A 17,493-nucleotide genomic window follows, 5' to 3' on the forward strand; every position below is an offset into this window, starting at 1 on the left:
GGTAACAGGGGTTCGATTCCCCTAGGAGTCACCATTTTACATCTTATGGGCGCATAGCTCAGCTGGGAGAGCATCTGCCTTACAAGCAGAGGGTCACAGGTTCGAGCCCTGTTGTGCCCACCATRAGATGGCTCAGTAGCTCAGTTGGTTAGAGTGCCGGCCTGTCACGCCGGAGGTCGAGGGTTCGAGCCCCTTCTGAGTCGCCAATTAAACTCTAGTTTTAAACTAGAGTTTTTTTTATTGTAAAAAAACTTTTATAAAAACAGTTGATTTTAAAAATTTAAAATCAACTGTTTTTTATTATTAGTAAAATTAAGTCACACAAAAGAAAATAATAATTCAAACATGAGACTAAAATATATACTATTTATTTTTTTGTAAATTCTTTTTTATTCTTATATCTTCTGAATAAAATTTGCAAAGTTTAAAATCTCCAAGTAATCTAGAGGCTATTCTTTCACTAAAATGTTTAGTTATTTTAGGTAATGAAAAGTTTGTAGATACAAGCATTTTCTTTTTAGTAAGTATTCTTTTATTAATTATATTAAACAATTCTGTTATAGAAAAATCATTAAGATGTTCTGCTCCTAAATCATCAATTATTAGCAAATCACAATTTAAAATCAAAGATTCTAAATTATAATCATTATTAAATCTAATATCTCTTAAATTTTTAATAAGTTCATCAGAGGTTTTATATATTACTAGGAATCCTTTATCTAGTATAGCTTTTGCTAGACAGTATGAAAGATATGTTTTCCCACTGCCTGGATTACCATAAAATAATAAATTAGTTGAATCTGATGAAAAGTTAGGAATATATTCTTTTAAAATATATTCTAGTATATTTTCCATATTCTTTCTAGGAGAGAATTTTTCATCTCCTAATTTATGATTTGAAAATAGACTTAAATCAAAATTATTAAAATTATTAGATTTTATGGTGTTTTCTAATTCTGAATCTTTATAATATAATCTTATTAATTTATCTTTATAACAGCTACATTTATTTGCTCCTATAAATCCTGTATCTTTACATTTATTACATCTATAATGTAAATTTAAATATTCTTGATTATATCCATTTGCAACTAACATTTCATATTTTTTTACTCTTAAATCTGTTATTTTTTCTTTAAATTCTTTAATTCTTTCATCACTATTTTTAGATTTAATTATTTCTAAAGACATTTTTAAAGAGAGTCTTTGAATGGTATTATCTAAATCAATAATACCTGGATGTTTATCAAGTATTTCTTGTTTACGCATTTTTAGATTTTTAGCTTCTATTTCTCTAATTTTATCATATATTTTTAGAATCTCACTTTGGTATCCACTAATCATCATTATCCCATCCTAATAGTTTTTTCTCTAAAGAATCATAATCATATTCCCTTGCTTCAAAATCATTAAATTTGAGAGCAGGTTTTTCAGTAGTATAATTATTTTTATTATAGTTACTTTTATTATAGTTATTCTTATTTTTAGGTGCTTTATCTTTAATAGCTATATCCTCTAATGTTTTTAAATTATTTTTATACCATTTAGATAATATTCCATCTATGTATTTAAAATCTGCTCTGTTTAATCTATTGCAACAAATATCACAGGCTTTAAAAATTATTTCAGTTTGAAATTTGTATATGAAAAGCCATTTTTCTATTATATCTTGTTGTGGTTTCATAATATCAGTATTTTTTATTCCTAAATAATTTAAAATTTTTCTAATATTAATCCATTTATCTTCAGTTTGTTTTATTAGATTTTGTGCATCTTCTACAGTTGTTATTTTTAAATCATGCCAAGACAAAGCTACTTTTTCTATATAACGTGAATCAACTTTACCTTTTGCGATACAATATTCCATAAGTATTAAAATTAATTCTGATGAAAATCCAAATTCTTTTTGCCAATTTAAATAAACAGACATTTCTTTAGGGGATAGTGGTCTTCCTAAAAGTTTTTCTATATCTTTTAACATGTCTTTTGTTATATCGCTATCAAGTGCTTCTAGTAAATCTACTTGCTTATTAGTTTCAACAGGTTCTTCAGATAATTCTAAAAATTCTACGTTGAAATTCCCCATGTTATCAATAGGACTAAATTTAATAACGCCTTCATCATTCCAATAATTAAATGCATTCATAATATCAGATTCTAATAAATTTAGTGAGGAAGCTAGTATTGATGAGCTAACTCCTAATTCATTACAAGTGCTATACTTTAGCATTAACAGATAAACCTTAATAAATTCACCTCTAGCTTTAGGCATGTATCTTTCAATAAATACATTACTTACAGGAGTAAAGGCTAAGGGCTTACTTTTAAGCATAAACGTGCTCATTCTTTTTACTACCTACCTTTCATAATAAATTCTATTTAAACTAATTATAACAAACCAATATTATAACCACAACAAAGAGGGGAAATAACCAAGATTAGGCACATGAAAATAAATAACAATTCCAAAGTTGCAATGTATATTTTTCATCAGGCAAAGAGATGGATTGTTCTTATAGCATGCCTATTAGGTCAAGTTGGCGACGCAGCATGATGAAAAATAGTCTGGCAAATGGACTTGTTATTTTTTTGATTGTGCATTATGTCAAATGAATAATAAATTTTAAAAAGGAGAGACTACAATTTGTATTGTTTTAAAATATATAACGAAAGGACTAAATTATGGACACGAGAAAAACAAGAAAAATTAAATTTATAATATGCATTATACTTTTACTTAACTCTATAAACTTAGTAGTTAATGCAGATACTAACAGAATATATGAAGCGTATATAGATAATAGATTGATTGGATATATAGATAATAAAAATGATTTTAAAAATACTTATAAAGATACTAAAGATGGATTAAATAATAGAATAGGATCTGAGTGCATAAGAGATAAAAAAATAAAATTTAAGCCTACTGATTTAAAAACTGATATTTCTACTAAGGATCAAATTGAAAGTAATATTATAAAAACAATAAATACTGAAGTTAATGCACAAATAATTAACATTAACAATAAAAATTGTGGTACTTTATTTAATAAAAATGAAGTAAATGAAGCAATAAAAAAGTTTATCAATGAATATTTAAAAAAGATGAATATTGATATAGATAATGTACTAGAAGTTAGTGTTGATTCTGATATTAAAATATTGGAGGCTAAAGTTCCTATTTCAAATATAAATAATCTTAATCAAGTAGTAGATAATATAAATAATGATTCGAATATAAAAGATAATATAAATGTGGATGTAAAAGTTAAGGAAGATAAAGAAGTTAGTATAGAACCTCAAACTACAATAAAACAAGATGAGTCTATGTATGTAGGACAAAATAAAATAATAGAAGAAGGAGAATCTGGAAGTAAACATGTACTTTCAGAAGTGCTATATCATAATGGAAATAAATTAAAAGAAAATATTATTTCAGAAGATATTGTAAAAAATGCAAAAGATAGAGTAGAATGCATAGGTACAAAACCTCCAATTGGAAGTAACACTGCATTTTTACAAGCACCTACAAGAGGTGGCTGGATTACATCAAAATTTGGAGCTAGATGGGGTAGAAATCACAATGGAATAGATATAGCTGGTAATACAGGGGACCCGGTTATAGCTGCTTATGATGGAACAATCCAAGAAGCAGGCCAGGTAAGTGGATATGGAAACATGATTAAGATAAAGCATCAAGATAATATAGAAACAATTTATGGACATTTAAGTTCTATTAAAGTAAAGAAAGGTCAAAAAGTAAAAAAAGGTGATCTTATAGGTTGTGTTGGAAGTACCGGTAGAAGTACAGGACCACATTTACATTTTGAATTAAGGTCTAAGGGTAAACCAATAAATCCAGAATCATATATATTAAATAATTAAATTTCTATATAAAAATATAAACAATACTTTTAAAAATAGCTAAATAAAGAAGGCTACATCAAAATAGAAAATTAAATTTGTATTTTGAAATAGCCTTTTTATTAGTTTATTTAATACATCTAAGGCATTAATTTATCAATATTTATAATACCTTCTCCTTGAACAAACTTTGGAATATCTTCAATAGGTTCACAAGAAACTTTTAACAAAGCAATAATATCTTTAAAAGTTAGGCTTGGATTGTTTTCAAAAAGCAATGCACATAATCCACTAACGTATGCTGTGGCTAATGATGTACCAGCAAATGTTTTATATGGAGCATCAAGTTTATTAGGATAAATCTTTAAACCATTTTTCTCGCTAATATAATTGGGGTTAGTATTTAAAGATACTATATTTACGCAGGCAGCACATAAATTTGGTTTTTCAGATTTTTTAAATGGGCCAGAAGAAGAAAAATCGTATGTTTTTATTATTGAATTAACAGTATTTATTCCTGCAACAGTAATACAACTATCTAAAGTAGCTATTCCCATAATAGATGGTGATGAATTTAGATTACTTCCACTAGGTACTATTGGAATAATGTTCTTAGATATTGCATATTTAAATACAGAATTGAAGCAGGATATAATAAATGTATTATGAGTTAATAGTTCGAACGGTAAGCATAATACTTTTATGTTATTTTCTTTAGAAATATTAATTAATGATTCAATAGAAAATAATATATCAGAAGCGAAGCCTTTACCTAATCTATCAAAAGCTTTATAACAAAAAAGTTTACTTTTAGGAGCAACACCCCTATACATATTATTTGAAGAGAGGCCACTACTACATAAAATACCACTTGTAGCTGTTCCGTGGCCGTTATCATCATAAGGATAATTTAAGTTGTTAATTAAATCTACAAATAAAGATATTTTATTACTCGGTTCTAATAAATCTTGATGAGGGAATACTCCACTATCTACAACTCCAATTCCAATACCAGCACCTGATAAACTATATTTATTAGAAAAGTGTACTTTATTAGCAGTTGCTACACTCATACCACATAGAAATAAATATTCATCTAAATATACTTTTTCTATTTCTGGATATTCTATAATCCGTTCAATACCCCTAACATTTAAATTAGCACTTATTATGTTTGCACTTTCTATTATATAATTTAATTTACCCTTATATGATAAGACCTTCTTTTCTATAGAAGATTGAAAGTTTTTATACTTTATAAGTACTCTATAATTCTTATATGAATTATTAGCCATATAGATTTTTAAGTTATAATCTAGCTTATTTTTATATGAAAACATATTCTTCTCCCAATTATTTATTTTCAATATATAGTATATGAATAATAATTAGTTTGTTAATACATAAAGCTAGATAAATATTTAAATTTATTAAAATATATAAGTTTCTCCAATATCAAGTATTTTAATACCTGAATCTTTTAAGTTTACTAATGAAGATTCAGTTTCATCAAAGTCCTCTAATGATATTTTAAAAGTTTTGTAATGTATAGGGATCATAACCTCACAGTTCATCATTTTAAACATCTCATAACTTTGATTAGGAGTACAATGCATGTAGGAAAAACGTTCAGGTTTATAACAACCAACAGGCATTAAAGCAACATCACATGTAATTCCTTTAAAATTATCTGTAAATGCAGTATCACCTGCAAAAAATACTTTTTTATTATTTCGTTCAATTAAGTATGAAAGACTTTCATTGTCTATACCTATATAAAACCTTCTTCCATCATGTTTTGCTTCATATGCAGTAATACTTATATAATCATCTTTGTAAGTTTCTCCAGGATGAAGTAAAAATACATTTTTAAATCCTAATAGTTTAAGTACACGTTTATATCCTTTAGGAACTATTACAATTGCATCTTTATTTAATTTACGAAGAGATGGAAAATGCATATGATCCATATGGCCATGAGATAGAAGAATATAATCCACTTTTTTATTTTCTAAATATGTAGGTTTATCTACTACTCTTTTAAAATAACCTAATATATCAGATAATACAGGGTCAGTAATAAGTACTTTATTATCTAAATTCATGACTGTAGTTGCATGACCAAACCAATTAATAGAATCTAATTTTAATTCATCAAGTTTTGCACAGTTTCTTCCTTTAAAATATTCTGTTATATTATTTTTAGTTAAGTGAAATAAAAAATTTATATTTTTAAAAAAGTTCAAAATTAATACTCCCTTTCAATAAATACACTAATGTTTCCACTTAAATATTATAATACCAAGTATCATAATGGCAACACCTAGAAATTCATGTAAGGAAAATTTAATTTTTTCAGATCCAAATAATCCAAAGGCATCGATAATAGCAGCGGATAACAGTTGTGCTACTAATATAATACCAATGCCACAAGTAGTACCCATCATTCCTATGCTTTTCATTACCGTAAAGATTATAATAACTCCGAGAAGTCCACCTAATAAATAGACTTTATTTGTTTCTTTTATACTAGTATAACTACCTTTACCATAAAAGAATGTTATAAGTAATGTTATTATGAGTCCGGTAAGCTGAACTATAACATTTGTTTCCCAAAGTCCAATTTTTTCTCCGAGTCTTGTATTAAGAACACCTTGCAGGCTCATTGCAATGCCTGAAACTATTGCAAATATTATTCCCATCATAAAAATCACCTCAAAAGTAGTATTCCCAGAGATATAGTAAATATATATAAATAAAAAAAGTAACTCTATTAAAGAGCTACTTTTTCACACACGTTCATTTTAAATGCATTTTGAATTTGAGTTTGCGTAAATCCTAAAGTTATTCCTAGACTTAAAATATCTTCAAATAAAGTAAGGTAATGATCTTTTGAAGGTGATATTATTAAATCGTTTATATCAATATACAAATTTAAAAATTGATCACTTAAACAATAATCATTAGGTTTTACACAAATATTAGATATGTCAGTATAATTATTATCTATGCCGAGAGTTAAAATTTGAGATAAGCAATCTATGTATTTTTTAAATACTATCTGCATATCTATAAAGTTATTGTTATCTTTCCAATACTTGAAACATTTAGTTTCATTTGCCAAATCACCGATTTTTACATGAAATTCAAGATTTTTTCTTGTTTCTAATTTGTAATAATCCAACTCATCATTTAATATTAAATTAGCATTAAACTTTCTTTGAGCTTCAAAGAGGTTTTTAATATTCATACTGAATCCCCCTAAATTTAATCGTTATTTTTATTTTACAAAAATTCTGAAATAAAAGAAAGTAGGAGAAAACGAATACAATAAAAATATTTCAATTTATTTTTCGGGTAAATATGGAAAATAAATAAGAATTATCTATTATAATAATTCTTATTAAATGTAATGTATAAATATTTACTTAAAATTCTTTTAGAATATAAGATTTTAACGGAACATCCTTTTTCTGAGTAGGTATTTTCCAAACTTCTATTTTCTTTATTCTTAGTTTTACCAAAGAATTATCTTTATATATAGTAGGAAAATTTAATTTAACATCTTGTTTTTTATAATCTTTTGCTATGTATCCCATATTAGCAATAGAAATAAAGTTATCATCAAATGCTTTTACATTAAAACCATTTAATATAAGAATATCTTTTAATGAACGTGAAATTCTTTTAATATATCCTTTATTTTCAATTCTTAAATTAATGCTTTTAGTATTATCATGTAGATATACATTATCAGTAGCATCAATTCTAAACGATTTATATGGAGAGATAACTTTTTTAATAATTGGATATAATTTGTCTAAATTGGGATTATCTACAATACCTAATGGAATAAAAGGCATTGGAGAATTTCTACTAGCTCTGAATTTTTTTGACATATTTTTTTGAATTGGTGAAATCACTTGATATGTTTCATCATCAAATAATGCAACTATATAATACTTCATATAAGCCTCACAATCTGAATTATTCTCTTAATTACAAAGTTTTAATAAATTATAACATATTAAATAGGATAATAGAAGAATAATTAAAAACTGATTGAAGATAATAAATATGTAATAATATAAAAGATTTTACATATTTTCACTTATAATTATAACAGTAAATCAGCAAAATTTAACTATATTTTTTTAAAATTCTAAATAAGGGAAATTATAAAGTAAAATGTTTAAAAAAATATTAATATAAGGAAAAAATATTTGAATAAATATTTAAATAAATATTTAAATAAATTAAGTTTATGATATAATGATAAAAGTAGATTTTAATAATAAAATAGGGCAATAATGTCTAGTAGGAAAGTAATATTTAATTAATATAAATAATGGAAAAATAACGGAATTAATATATATTTTATGAATAGGGTGAATTCAATGGAAAGATTAGTTATAAATGGAGGGAATGTCCTTAGAGGCTGTGTTGATATCAATGGAGCTAAAAATGCAGCAGTGGCAATATTACCAGCAGCTATAATGGCTAGCGAAGGCAAATGCATAATTGATAATATACCAGATATTGAAGACGTACATTGCTTAGAGCGAATATTAAAAAGCTTAGGTTGCGATACTGTTAAAATAGATAATAATACTTTAGAGATAGATAGTACAAATGTAGATAAATTTGATGCATGTACAGATGATGTAAGAAGAATGAGAGCTTCATATTATTTTATAGGAGCTTTATTATCAAGATTTAAACAAGCGAGAGTGGTACTTCCAGGGGGATGCCCTATAGGGGTAAGACCAATAGACCAACATATAAAAGGTTTTGAAGCACTTGGAGCAGATGTTGTAATAGAACATGGTGCAGTAAGTGTAAAAGCAGAGAAGCTAAGAGGAGCTAATATATTCTTTGATGTAGTATCAGTAGGCGCTACAATAAATGTTATGATTGCAGCGACTTTAGCAGAAGGTGTTACTACTCTAGAAAATGTTGCAAAAGAACCACATGTAGTTGATGTAGCTAACTTCTTAAATTCAATGGGTGCTAATATAAAAGGTGCAGGAACAGATGTTATTAGAATTCAAGGTGTTGAGAAGTTAAGTGGATGTTCTTATAGTGTAATACCAGATCAAATTGAGGCTGGTACATTCATGATTGCTGCAGTGGCAACTCGTGGAGATGTTTATGTAAAGAATGTTATACCAAAACATTTAGAATCAATTTCTGCAAAACTTAAAGAAATGGGTGCTATAATTGAGGAAGGTGATGACTGTATAAGAGTTTCTGTTGATAAAGAGTTAAAGAGCGTTAACATAAAAACTACGCCATATCCTGGTTTTCCAACAGATATTCAACAACCTATGTCAGCTTTATTAAGCACTACTCCAGGAAAGAGTTTAATTACTGAGTCTATATGGGAAAATAGACATAAACATATAGATGAACTTAAAAAGATGGGTGCTAATATAAAAGTTGAAGGAAGAGTAGCAATCATTGAAGGTATTAACAGATTAACTGGAGCAGTAGTTAAAGCTACTGACTTAAGAGCAGGTGCTGCTATGGTTATAGCAGGATTGTTAGCTGATGGTACAACTGAAATAACTAGTATAGAACATATAGATAGAGGGTATCCACATATAGAAAATAAGCTTAGAGCTTTAGGTGCAGATATTAGAAGAATTAATGTGGAGCAATAATTTGAACATAACCAGGGGGGATTTTAGATGATATTTTGTTCTTTGTACAGTGGAAGTAGTGGAAATAGTATGTTTGTTTCTTCTGATAGAGCAAAAATATTAATAGACGCAGGACTTCCTGGTAAGAAAATTGATGAAGCGTTAAAGTCGATAAAACAAGATCCAAAAGATTTAGATGGTATATTTGTAACACATGAACATAGTGATCATATAAAAGGTGTTGGTGTTTTATCTAGAAAATATGATATACCTATATATGCTAACGCTAGTACGTGGACTGAGATGGAATCATCAATTGGAAAAATAAAAGAACATAATATAAAAATAATTGATAAAAGGTCAATTACTGAGATAAAGGATTTAGATGTAAAAGCATTTAATATCCCTCATGATTCAATATCTCCAATGGGATATACAGTAATTAATAAAAACAAACAAATTAGTGTAGCGACTGATTTAGGTACATTTACAAGAGAAATATATGATAACATCAAAGATTCACAGGTTATTTTACTTGAAAGCAATCATGATGTTAGTATGCTTAAATATGGCCCATATCCTTATAATTTAAAAAGAAGAATATTAAGTGAAATAGGTCATTTATCTAATGATGATTGTGCAGTTGCTATAGTTGATTTGGTTAAAAATAGTCTCAATAAGAGAGTAATTTTAGGTCATTTAAGTAATACTAATAATCAACCAGATTTAGCATATCAAACAGTATTAAATGTACTAAGAGAAAATGGAATTGATGAAAAAAGAGACATAAGCTTAACTATGGCAAATAGACATCAACCAAGTGAATATATAGAAATTTAAGTAAATTTATTAAATTTACTATAAATAGATTAAAAATTATAATTTATAAAATAATAATAAAAGTGAGTATCAAGGGAGGATTTTAAAAATGAGTTTATATACAGATTGGACTGACATGGTTGTAGATTACGTAAAGACTAAAGGGGAAAATGCTTTTTGGCAAGAATATAGTAAATTAGAAAAAAGCATATACAAAGATTTATTAGCTAAGCATAAAGAAGTTAAAAAGACTAAAATTGCTGATTTAGCTAAAGAATATAATTCTTCATTAGAATTTATTATGGGATTTATTGATGGAATAAATGATAGTTTAAAGAATCAATATGACTTAGAAACTATTGATGAAAACACTGAAATAGCATTAGATATCAACTTAGAGACTTTATATTACAATATGTTAGATGCAAAAGCTGAATATCTTTATACATTACCACAATGGGATGGAATTTTCTCAGAAGAAAAGAGAAAAGAAATTCAAAAGCAATTTAAAGATTCAAAGATTGTTAGAAATACTGAAAAAGTCGGAAGAAACGATGCATGTCCATGTGGAAGCGGAAAGAAATATAAAAAGTGCTGTGGACAAGGTAAATAGTAAGCTAACTATCATAAAAAAGGATCCTATTAAAGGGTCCTTTTTAATCATACAGAAAAATATGGGATTTCTAAATTCTAAGGTTTCATTAATTTAAAAATTTAGATTAAATATTAGTATATACTTTATAATTAATAGAGGTTATAAAGTCTTTAATTTCAAATAAAGCATATAATTTTTTGCAAATTTAACGTATAAATATACATAGATTAAGGCACATTCAAAAAAATAATAGACCAGTATGCTCGTTTATTTTGCGTTATACTGCGTCAGTAAATTTAGCTAATAGATTGCTATTAACTAAATTTACTTCCTTGTCTGACACAAAATATACAACGCCTCTTTGATCTATTATTTTATTTCATGTGCCTAAAGTTCTTAAATTATATAAATTATAGATATGATTATCATATAATCTTTAAAATATTTTGGGGGTATCTTTATGGATAATAAGGTGTTGTGGTTAAATGAACAAAAGATATTAAGGACAATAAAGGCATTAGAAAAAAACAATATGAATGGATATTTAGTAGAATCTAAAGAGGCATTAATTGAAAAAATAGAGCAAATAATAAAACCGGGAAGTAAAGTTGCATTTGGAGGTTCAATGACTTTATTTGAATCTGGTGTTATGGATTATCTTAAAAAAGGAGATTATAATCTTTTAGATAGGAATAGACCAGGAATTACTAAAGAGGAAGCCAGAGAAATATATATAAATGCGTTTAGTTCTGATGCATATTTTACAAGTTCAAATGCAATAACTGAAGATGGAGAATTATATAATGTTGATGGTACTGGAAATCGAGTCGCAGCAATGTTATATGGACCTAAAAAGGTAATAGTAATTGCAGGAGTAAATAAGATTGTACCAACTTTAGATGACGCTATAAAAAGAAATAGAGAAATAAGTGCTCCAACAAATGCAAAAAGATTAAATAGATTAACTCCATGTTCAAAAGTAGGAAGCTGCATGAATTGTGATAGTAAAGAAAGAATTTGCAATGAATATACATTGATAAGAAGGCAAGCTGATAAGGAAAGAATACATGTAATATTCTTAAATGAAAGCTTAGGATATTAGTAATCATGCTATTTTTATAATAGTATTGATAATGTCAGTTTCGCGCTTATATTAACTAGAATATTAACATTGACTTAAAACATAGTTGATATGTTTTATAAAGTTATAAAATATAATAATTAAATTATGATAGCATCAATATAGGAAATATTGATGCTACTTTTATCTAAAATAGTTATGCTTTAAAATAATGTTTATATTAAAGGGCTATGTTTTTAAAACGTGTTGATGTTTTAGTATAAAGCAAATACCAATGCCAATTCGCTCTTATACACTAAAATATCAACATTCGCTTAAAACATAGCATATTAAAGAATAATAAACTTAAGGCAGATTAAAAAAATAATAGACTAGTATGCTCGTCTATTTGATCTATTATTTTATTTTATGTGCCTAAGTAGATAAATTAAATATGTTTATTTAAGGAGAAATTATGAATATAACGATAATTACAGTAGGAAAATTAAAAGAAAAATATTTAAAACAAGCGATTGATGAATATTCAAAGAGATTATCTCGTTATTGTAAATTAAATATAATAGAATTATCTGATGAACAAACACCTGATAATGCTTCATTAAAAGATGAACTTATAATAAAAGATAAAGAAGGAAATAAAATATTAAGTTCTATAAAAGATAATATGTATGTAGTTACTTTAGATCTTAAAGGGAAAATGTTATCGTCAGAAGAATTATCTAAATTTATAGATAATTGTGGAGTAAGAGGAGATAGTAATATATGTTTTGTTATAGGAGGAAGTTTAGGATTAAGTGATTCAGTATTAAAAAGAGCTAATTATAGCTTATGTTTTAGTAAAATGACATTCCCACATCAATTATTTAGGGTCATGTTATTAGAACAGATATATAGAAGCTTTAGGATTAGTAATGGAGAACCGTATCATAAGTGATGATTCAAATTTTATATTTGGTTAGCAGAACTTATTCAGCCGATAAATGCAGGTTGGTTTTCTCTTAAAAATTTTACATATAATCCTTAGTTGCCTAATCAACTGGTATCAAAATATTTGATGATATAAAAATAATGATTCTAATTGTGATGTTGGGCTGCTATAATTCCTTAATTTGAAATACAATACATTATGTGCTAGAATTAAACGGTTATTCCATAAATTTAGGGATATTTAGCTTAAATAGTGTTAATGTAAAGAATTAGGGGGAGAAATTTAAAATGAAAAAGAAATTAAAAACTTGTGTCATTACCTGCTTGTCTATATGCTTATTAGCTGGTTGTGGAACAAAGGTAAAAACACCTACAGAAAGTAGAATTGATGGACAAAATTATACATTTACTGGTGAAGAATTCAAGAATTATTTTAATGATACAATTGGAAAAGGCACAAAAATTAATGAATTTAAAGGGAAGAAATTAAATACTGAGAGCGGAAGCGGAGTAAAATCAAAGTCAACAAAAGAAGATGATGTGTATTTTTACATAGAGTCTGTAGATAAATGTATGATTAGTGCTGAATCTAATGAAGAGAATGGTAAACTTAAGGAAGTTTCAATTAAATTCAAAGGCGGAACGGAAGAAAATAAAGGGTCTTTTACACAAACTACATTTAGCAAAAGTGAAATTGAAGATTTTAAAAAGTATGCAGATGCAGTATTTGATGTATGTGAGCCAAACATAGAAACAAAAAAATTTGAAGAATTTTTTGATAAATGCTTTACAGGTAACATATCTCCAACTACAGAAGAAGAAATTGGAGATTTAAAGATATCTTTAGACTCAAGATTGGGACTAGAAATGAAATTTAAACCTAAAACACAAAAATAGAATTATGTAATTTTTGATAAAGCGCACATAAACTATAAAGTATATAGAATTATTCTGTGAATAAGTAAAATATATGAATAGAACTTAATATAAATAACAACTTAATAATGTATAAATAATAGAGGAGAACCAAGTCCAGATAATGGAGTGAGTTCTCCTTTTTCTTTAATTTTGAGAATAAGATTAAATATAAATCTGACTGATTATTTTATGTATTTATAATATCTGTATAAAAAATATACCACTTACAAGCCCAAATTAACCACTTACTGTTGTTATATTTACAATAGTAAAAGTAGTTAATATAATAAAAAATGTGAGGAGTGAAAATATGAAGATACGAATTGAAGTGGATAATAAAATTCAGGAAAATGAAGTTATTATTAGATGTAATGAATTAAATGAAGAAGTTAAAAATATTCAAATTATGCTTGGGAATATCTTATCTGATAAGAAGCATATAACTTTTTACAAAGGAGATACTGAATATTATCTTTCATTAGAAAAAATTTTATTTTTTGATACTGAAGAGAATGGTATTTGTGCACATACCACTAACAATATTTATAATGTAAAATATAAGCTTTATGAGCTTGAAGAATTATTGCCAGGATATTTTATGAGAGTTTCAAAATCAACAATTCTAAATACAAATCATATTTACTCTATAACACGCAGTCTATCATCATCAAGTAAGGTTGAATTTCAAGATACTCACAAACAGGTATACGTTTCAAGATATTATTATAAACCTTTAAAAATTAAATTATTAGAAAAGAGGAAATGATATGAAAAAAGAAAGAATTTTTTGGGGAGCTTTATTTATATTAGCAGGTATTTTTTTAATTATAAGTAAACTAGGATACTTACCAGATGTGAATGTATTTAGTTTATTGTTAACAGTTTTTTTAGCAGCAGTTATTGTGAAAAGTTTACGTCGTTTAAATTTTTCAGGGATTCTATTTCCTAGTGCATTTATTTGCATAATATATGATAAACAATTAGGGATTACAGCAATTACACCTTGGACTGTATTGTTAGCAGCATTATTTGGTAGTATTGGCCTTTCTATGATTTTTCATAAACACATTAAATGGAGTAATCACCATCATAATTATCAAGAGTATGAGTTTGAGAAAATTGATGTAGAAGATGAAAGTAATGTTAGATTTAAAAATTCATTTGGTGCAAGTATAAAATATATAAATACTGATAAGTTTGAACAAGGGGATTTTGACTGTTCTTTTGGAGCTATGAAAATATATTTTGATAATGCAGTTATGAGTAATAAAAATGCTATAGTTAGACTTAATGCTTCTTTTTCAGGAATAGAATTATATATACCAAAAACTTGGAATATTGATGATAAAACCAATGTATTTTTAGGCTCTGTTAATGAAAAAAATAGAAATAATCAAACAACAACAAATAATTTAACATTAGTTGGTGATGTTAGTTTTTCAGGAGTAGAAATAATTTATGTTTAAAATAAATATGGGATGTAGTGAGATTCGTGTAAAAGCAAATCTACTACATTCCATATTTTACTGTTATAATGGTTTAAATACTTTAATTTTTTAGTCAAACAAAATGAAATATACTATTATACACGATTGTTATCATTTAATATTATTTGATTTAATAATAAATCTTCATAGGTACAAAGATTATCTTCTAAAGCATTTTTTCTTAATACTAAATAGAGTTCTGTGTTTGTAGCATTTTCATAAGGCATAACGAATAATATTCCTATAAATAGCGCTAATGCACCTAACAAATACCAACCAATAAATGATAAATCTAATACAAAGATATCAAATTTATATCCTTTAGTCATTTCATTACTTAGAGCAATAGCTTTTTTAACTCCTATATTAGGATTATCTGCAAGAATATATGGTACCATTCTGTATGCATAATATTTTATTATACCAGGAATAATTAATAAAAGACTCCAGAGGAAAATAAAAATATCTTTTAACAACATTGTTTTTATTACACTCATATAATTATTGCTATTAAATCCGAATTTAAAGCATTCTCTATTATTTTTATCTTGAGCAGATTGAACGAAGTATCGTGTTCCACCTATTTCTAAGCAATAACCGAGAAAAATACGAAGAAGTAATATTATTGTTATTGCTATTAAAAATGTAGCTAATGTAATCCCTATAAAGTTCCAATTTATAAATATATTACTATCAGTGTTTGAATAAGCCAAGTCCCTTGAACTATTAGAGTGAAAACCACTTCTATTGCCCCAACCAGTATTACCTCCTGCGATAGCAATCACTAGACTAACAAGAAATGCATGCCAGTAATTTTTTCTTAAAACTCCTTTAGCTCTGGTTTTTAATTCTGTTCTAGACCACATATAAATCCTCCATATAAATTATTAATTTAAGTGTTCTTAATATCTATATTAATATTTATAAAAAATTATAAGGTAATTAATAATACAGTATTATAGGGTATTATATAACTCGTAATCGTTGGATTAAATATATGTATTTATCGATTAATTTTATCTTATAGGCATTTGCAATCGATAAATGGTTATTATAGCAATAATATACATAATAATGTAGAATATATAGGACAAGAATTTAAATATATTATTTATACATAGATGTTTAGATAATAAGCAATAAGGAGATAAAATGCAAAAGAGATTATTAAGTCAAAGACATCCAATATTTTATTTTTTTGCAGTCTGGTATAGACGTGCAATTAGATACAAACAGTGGTATTTTAGTTCTATAAAGTTTGCAAAAGTGAAGGATTTTAATAAACTACCATATAGAGTTAAGAAGCATCAATCAGTTTTAATTAGAAAATTAGGGGATAGTGATATACAGCTACAGCTTAATAAAGTTGAAAATTTAAAGATAGCTATAAAAGAAATAAATGGAATTATAATTAGACCAGGAGAAGTTTTCTCATTTTGCAAAATTGTAGGCCTTCCAACAAAATATAAAGGATATCTTCCAGGAATGGAACTCTGTTTTGGTGAAGCAAGACCCGGGATTGGAGGAGGATTGTGTCAAATTGCAAATCTTTTAAATTGGCTTGTAATACATAGCCCTCTTACTGTAATAGAGAGACACCATCACAGCTTTGATCCATTTCCAGATGACGGAAGGGTGCTTCCTTTTGGTAGTGGTGCTACTATATTTTATAATTATGGAGATTTTCAAGTAAAAAATAATACAAGCTATACTTTTCAAATAAACCTTTGGATAACTGAAAAATGTTTAGAAGGGGAACTTAGGATAAATGAAAAGCTTGATTTTGGATATCATGTTTTTGAGAAGAATCACGAATTTTTAAAAATTGAAAATAATTATTATAGAAAAAATGAGATTTGGAGGAATAAGATAGCTAAATTTGAAGGTGGTAGGATTTTAGATACTGAACTTGTTACTAAAAATTTTGCTTTAGTAAAGTACATTCCTGAAGAGTTTAAATAGAAATAATGTTTATAGTTATAAGATAAACCATTTTTAGAACATTATTTATTAATAGTTAAAAGGTTAGGAATTATTTAGTGTTTGGATACTTAGATAAATTATTGGTTTATTTATAACCATAAAATAAGGTATTGATGAAATATTTCAATGCCTTATTTTTATTGAAAAAATTAAGGTTCATTTAAGCTTGCATTTATT

General features: G+C 26.4%; 18 protein-coding genes and 2 tRNA genes. 12 read left to right on the top strand and 8 right to left on the bottom strand.

All coding sequences use genetic code 11. The annotated features are described in order from the left end of the window. Positions 1 to 47: 47 nt before the first annotated feature. Both ACYUET_RS18150 and ACYUET_RS18155 read left to right on the top strand, forming a co-directional pair. Positions 48 to 123, top strand: a tRNA-Val gene (locus ACYUET_RS18150). A gap of 6 nt (positions 124 to 129) precedes the next feature. Further along, a tRNA-Asp gene (locus ACYUET_RS18155) sits at positions 130 to 206 on the top strand. A 157-nt stretch (positions 207 to 363) separates the two neighbouring features. On the opposite strand, the gene ACYUET_RS18160 is transcribed toward ACYUET_RS18155, so the two are convergent. Both ACYUET_RS18160 and ACYUET_RS18165 read right to left on the bottom strand, forming a co-directional pair. Beyond that, the gene (locus ACYUET_RS18160) at positions 364 to 1,344 is read right to left on the bottom strand and encodes an ATP-binding protein (RefSeq protein ID WP_460282026.1); all 981 of its coding nucleotides are present in this window, start codon (positions 1,342 to 1,344) and stop codon (positions 364 to 366) included. After that, positions 1,337 to 2,344 (bottom strand): DnaD domain protein, encoded by a 1,008-nt coding sequence (locus ACYUET_RS18165; RefSeq protein WP_460281970.1) that lies wholly within the window; start codon positions 2,342 to 2,344, stop codon positions 1,337 to 1,339. The genes ACYUET_RS18160 and ACYUET_RS18165 overlap by 8 nt, the downstream gene beginning before the upstream one ends. A gap of 338 nt (positions 2,345 to 2,682) precedes the next feature. Here ACYUET_RS18165 and ACYUET_RS18170 point away from each other — a divergent pair, with 338 nt between their 5' ends. Beyond that, the gene (locus ACYUET_RS18170) at positions 2,683 to 3,885 is read left to right on the top strand and encodes a M23 family metallopeptidase (RefSeq protein WP_460281972.1); all 1,203 of its coding nucleotides are present in this window, start codon (positions 2,683 to 2,685) and stop codon (positions 3,883 to 3,885) included. 119 nt (positions 3,886 to 4,004) lie between these two features. Here ACYUET_RS18170 and ACYUET_RS18175 read toward each other — a convergent pair whose 3' ends face one another. From ACYUET_RS18175 to ACYUET_RS18195, 5 genes are all read right to left on the bottom strand, one after another. Then, positions 4,005 to 5,204, bottom strand: coding sequence for a S8 family serine peptidase (locus ACYUET_RS18175; protein ID WP_460281973.1), 1,200 nt, complete (start codon positions 5,202 to 5,204; stop codon positions 4,005 to 4,007). A gap of 90 nt (positions 5,205 to 5,294) precedes the next feature. Next, on the bottom strand, positions 5,295 to 6,110 hold the full coding sequence (locus ACYUET_RS18180) for an MBL fold metallo-hydrolase (protein WP_460281974.1): 816 nt from the start codon (positions 6,108 to 6,110) through the stop codon (positions 5,295 to 5,297). A 27-nt stretch (positions 6,111 to 6,137) separates the two neighbouring features. After that, the gene (locus ACYUET_RS18185) at positions 6,138 to 6,569 is read right to left on the bottom strand and encodes a DMT family transporter (protein WP_460281975.1); all 432 of its coding nucleotides are present in this window, start codon (positions 6,567 to 6,569) and stop codon (positions 6,138 to 6,140) included. A gap of 68 nt (positions 6,570 to 6,637) precedes the next feature. After that, positions 6,638 to 7,114, bottom strand: a complete 477-nt coding sequence (locus ACYUET_RS18190; protein WP_460281977.1) for a dUTP diphosphatase — start codon at positions 7,112 to 7,114, stop codon at positions 6,638 to 6,640. Between the two features lie 178 nt (positions 7,115 to 7,292). Further along, the gene (locus tag ACYUET_RS18195; RefSeq protein WP_460281979.1) at positions 7,293 to 7,832 is read right to left on the bottom strand and encodes a hypothetical protein; all 540 of its coding nucleotides are present in this window, start codon (positions 7,830 to 7,832) and stop codon (positions 7,293 to 7,295) included. 429 nt (positions 7,833 to 8,261) lie between these two features. Here ACYUET_RS18195 and ACYUET_RS18200 point away from each other — a divergent pair, with 429 nt between their 5' ends. From ACYUET_RS18200 to ACYUET_RS18235, 8 genes are all read left to right on the top strand, one after another. Next, positions 8,262 to 9,527, top strand: a complete 1,266-nt coding sequence (locus tag ACYUET_RS18200; protein WP_460281981.1) for a UDP-N-acetylglucosamine 1-carboxyvinyltransferase — start codon at positions 8,262 to 8,264, stop codon at positions 9,525 to 9,527. Positions 9,528 to 9,554: 27 nt separating this feature from the next. Beyond that, complete coding sequence (locus tag ACYUET_RS18205) at positions 9,555 to 10,346, top strand: MBL fold metallo-hydrolase (protein WP_460281983.1); 792 nt, start codon at positions 9,555 to 9,557, stop codon at positions 10,344 to 10,346. Positions 10,347 to 10,434: 88 nt separating this feature from the next. Beyond that, positions 10,435 to 10,938 carry an SEC-C metal-binding domain-containing protein gene (locus ACYUET_RS18210; protein ID WP_460281985.1) on the top strand — a complete coding sequence of 168 codons (504 nt, stop codon included), beginning with the start codon at positions 10,435 to 10,437 and terminating at the stop codon, positions 10,936 to 10,938. 442 nt (positions 10,939 to 11,380) lie between these two features. Then, the gene (locus ACYUET_RS18215; protein WP_460281987.1) at positions 11,381 to 12,022 is read left to right on the top strand and encodes a lactate utilization protein; all 642 of its coding nucleotides are present in this window, start codon (positions 11,381 to 11,383) and stop codon (positions 12,020 to 12,022) included. Between the two features lie 433 nt (positions 12,023 to 12,455). Beyond that, positions 12,456 to 12,935 (top strand): 23S rRNA (pseudouridine(1915)-N(3))-methyltransferase RlmH, encoded by a 480-nt coding sequence (gene rlmH, locus ACYUET_RS18220; RefSeq protein ID WP_460281989.1) that lies wholly within the window; start codon positions 12,456 to 12,458, stop codon positions 12,933 to 12,935. A 281-nt stretch (positions 12,936 to 13,216) separates the two neighbouring features. Continuing rightward, entirely contained in the window at positions 13,217 to 13,825 is a 609-nt protein-coding gene (locus ACYUET_RS18225) for a hypothetical protein (protein ID WP_460281991.1), read from the top strand. A 331-nt stretch (positions 13,826 to 14,156) separates the two neighbouring features. Then, positions 14,157 to 14,612, top strand: coding sequence for a LytTR family DNA-binding domain-containing protein (locus ACYUET_RS18230; RefSeq protein WP_460281993.1), 456 nt, complete (start codon positions 14,157 to 14,159; stop codon positions 14,610 to 14,612). A gap of 1 nt (position 14,613) precedes the next feature. After that, positions 14,614 to 15,312: a LiaF transmembrane domain-containing protein gene (locus ACYUET_RS18235; RefSeq protein WP_460281995.1), complete on the top strand. Its 699-nt coding sequence runs from the start codon at positions 14,614 to 14,616 to the stop codon at positions 15,310 to 15,312. A 116-nt stretch (positions 15,313 to 15,428) separates the two neighbouring features. On the opposite strand, the gene ACYUET_RS18240 is transcribed toward ACYUET_RS18235, so the two are convergent. After that, positions 15,429 to 16,199: a DUF975 family protein gene (locus ACYUET_RS18240; protein WP_460281997.1), complete on the bottom strand. Its 771-nt coding sequence runs from the start codon at positions 16,197 to 16,199 to the stop codon at positions 15,429 to 15,431. Between the two features lie 286 nt (positions 16,200 to 16,485). Here ACYUET_RS18240 and ACYUET_RS18245 point away from each other — a divergent pair, with 286 nt between their 5' ends. Beyond that, positions 16,486 to 17,295: a VanW family protein gene (locus ACYUET_RS18245; protein WP_460281999.1), complete on the top strand. Its 810-nt coding sequence runs from the start codon at positions 16,486 to 16,488 to the stop codon at positions 17,293 to 17,295. The last annotated feature ends 198 nt before the right edge of the window (positions 17,296 to 17,493 follow it).

Source organism: Clostridium sp. CTA-5 (assembly GCF_054768135.1).

What these genes read in the sequence shown, in the direction of transcription:
- ACYUET_RS18215 (WP_460281987.1), top strand. Translation starts at nt 11,381, where the DNA reads ATGGATAATAAGGTGTTGTGGTTAAATGAACAAAAGATATTAAGGACA.
- ACYUET_RS18195 (WP_460281979.1), bottom strand. Translation starts at nt 7,832, where the DNA reads ATGAAGTATTATATAGTTGCATTATTTGATGATGAAACATATCAAGTG.
- ACYUET_RS18185 (WP_460281975.1), bottom strand. Translation starts at nt 6,569, where the DNA reads ATGATGGGAATAATATTTGCAATAGTTTCAGGCATTGCAATGAGCCTG.
- ACYUET_RS18210 (WP_460281985.1), top strand. Translation starts at nt 10,435, where the DNA reads ATGAGTTTATATACAGATTGGACTGACATGGTTGTAGATTACGTAAAG.
- ACYUET_RS18200 (WP_460281981.1), top strand. Translation starts at nt 8,262, where the DNA reads ATGGAAAGATTAGTTATAAATGGAGGGAATGTCCTTAGAGGCTGTGTT.
- ACYUET_RS18245 (WP_460281999.1), top strand. Translation starts at nt 16,486, where the DNA reads ATGCAAAAGAGATTATTAAGTCAAAGACATCCAATATTTTATTTTTTT.
- ACYUET_RS18190 (WP_460281977.1), bottom strand. Translation starts at nt 7,114, where the DNA reads ATGAATATTAAAAACCTCTTTGAAGCTCAAAGAAAGTTTAATGCTAAT.
- ACYUET_RS18205 (WP_460281983.1), top strand. Translation starts at nt 9,555, where the DNA reads ATGATATTTTGTTCTTTGTACAGTGGAAGTAGTGGAAATAGTATGTTT.
- ACYUET_RS18160 (WP_460282026.1), bottom strand. Translation starts at nt 1,344, where the DNA reads ATGATTAGTGGATACCAAAGTGAGATTCTAAAAATATATGATAAAATT.
- ACYUET_RS18240 (WP_460281997.1), bottom strand. Translation starts at nt 16,199, where the DNA reads ATGTGGTCTAGAACAGAATTAAAAACCAGAGCTAAAGGAGTTTTAAGA.
- ACYUET_RS18165 (WP_460281970.1), bottom strand. Translation starts at nt 2,344, where the DNA reads ATGAGCACGTTTATGCTTAAAAGTAAGCCCTTAGCCTTTACTCCTGTA.
- ACYUET_RS18235 (WP_460281995.1), top strand. Translation starts at nt 14,614, where the DNA reads ATGAAAAAAGAAAGAATTTTTTGGGGAGCTTTATTTATATTAGCAGGT.
- ACYUET_RS18175 (WP_460281973.1), bottom strand. Translation starts at nt 5,204, where the DNA reads ATGTTTTCATATAAAAATAAGCTAGATTATAACTTAAAAATCTATATG.
- ACYUET_RS18170 (WP_460281972.1), top strand. Translation starts at nt 2,683, where the DNA reads ATGGACACGAGAAAAACAAGAAAAATTAAATTTATAATATGCATTATA.
- rlmH (WP_460281989.1), top strand. Translation starts at nt 12,456, where the DNA reads ATGAATATAACGATAATTACAGTAGGAAAATTAAAAGAAAAATATTTA.
- ACYUET_RS18225 (WP_460281991.1), top strand. Translation starts at nt 13,217, where the DNA reads ATGAAAAAGAAATTAAAAACTTGTGTCATTACCTGCTTGTCTATATGC.
- ACYUET_RS18230 (WP_460281993.1), top strand. Translation starts at nt 14,157, where the DNA reads ATGAAGATACGAATTGAAGTGGATAATAAAATTCAGGAAAATGAAGTT.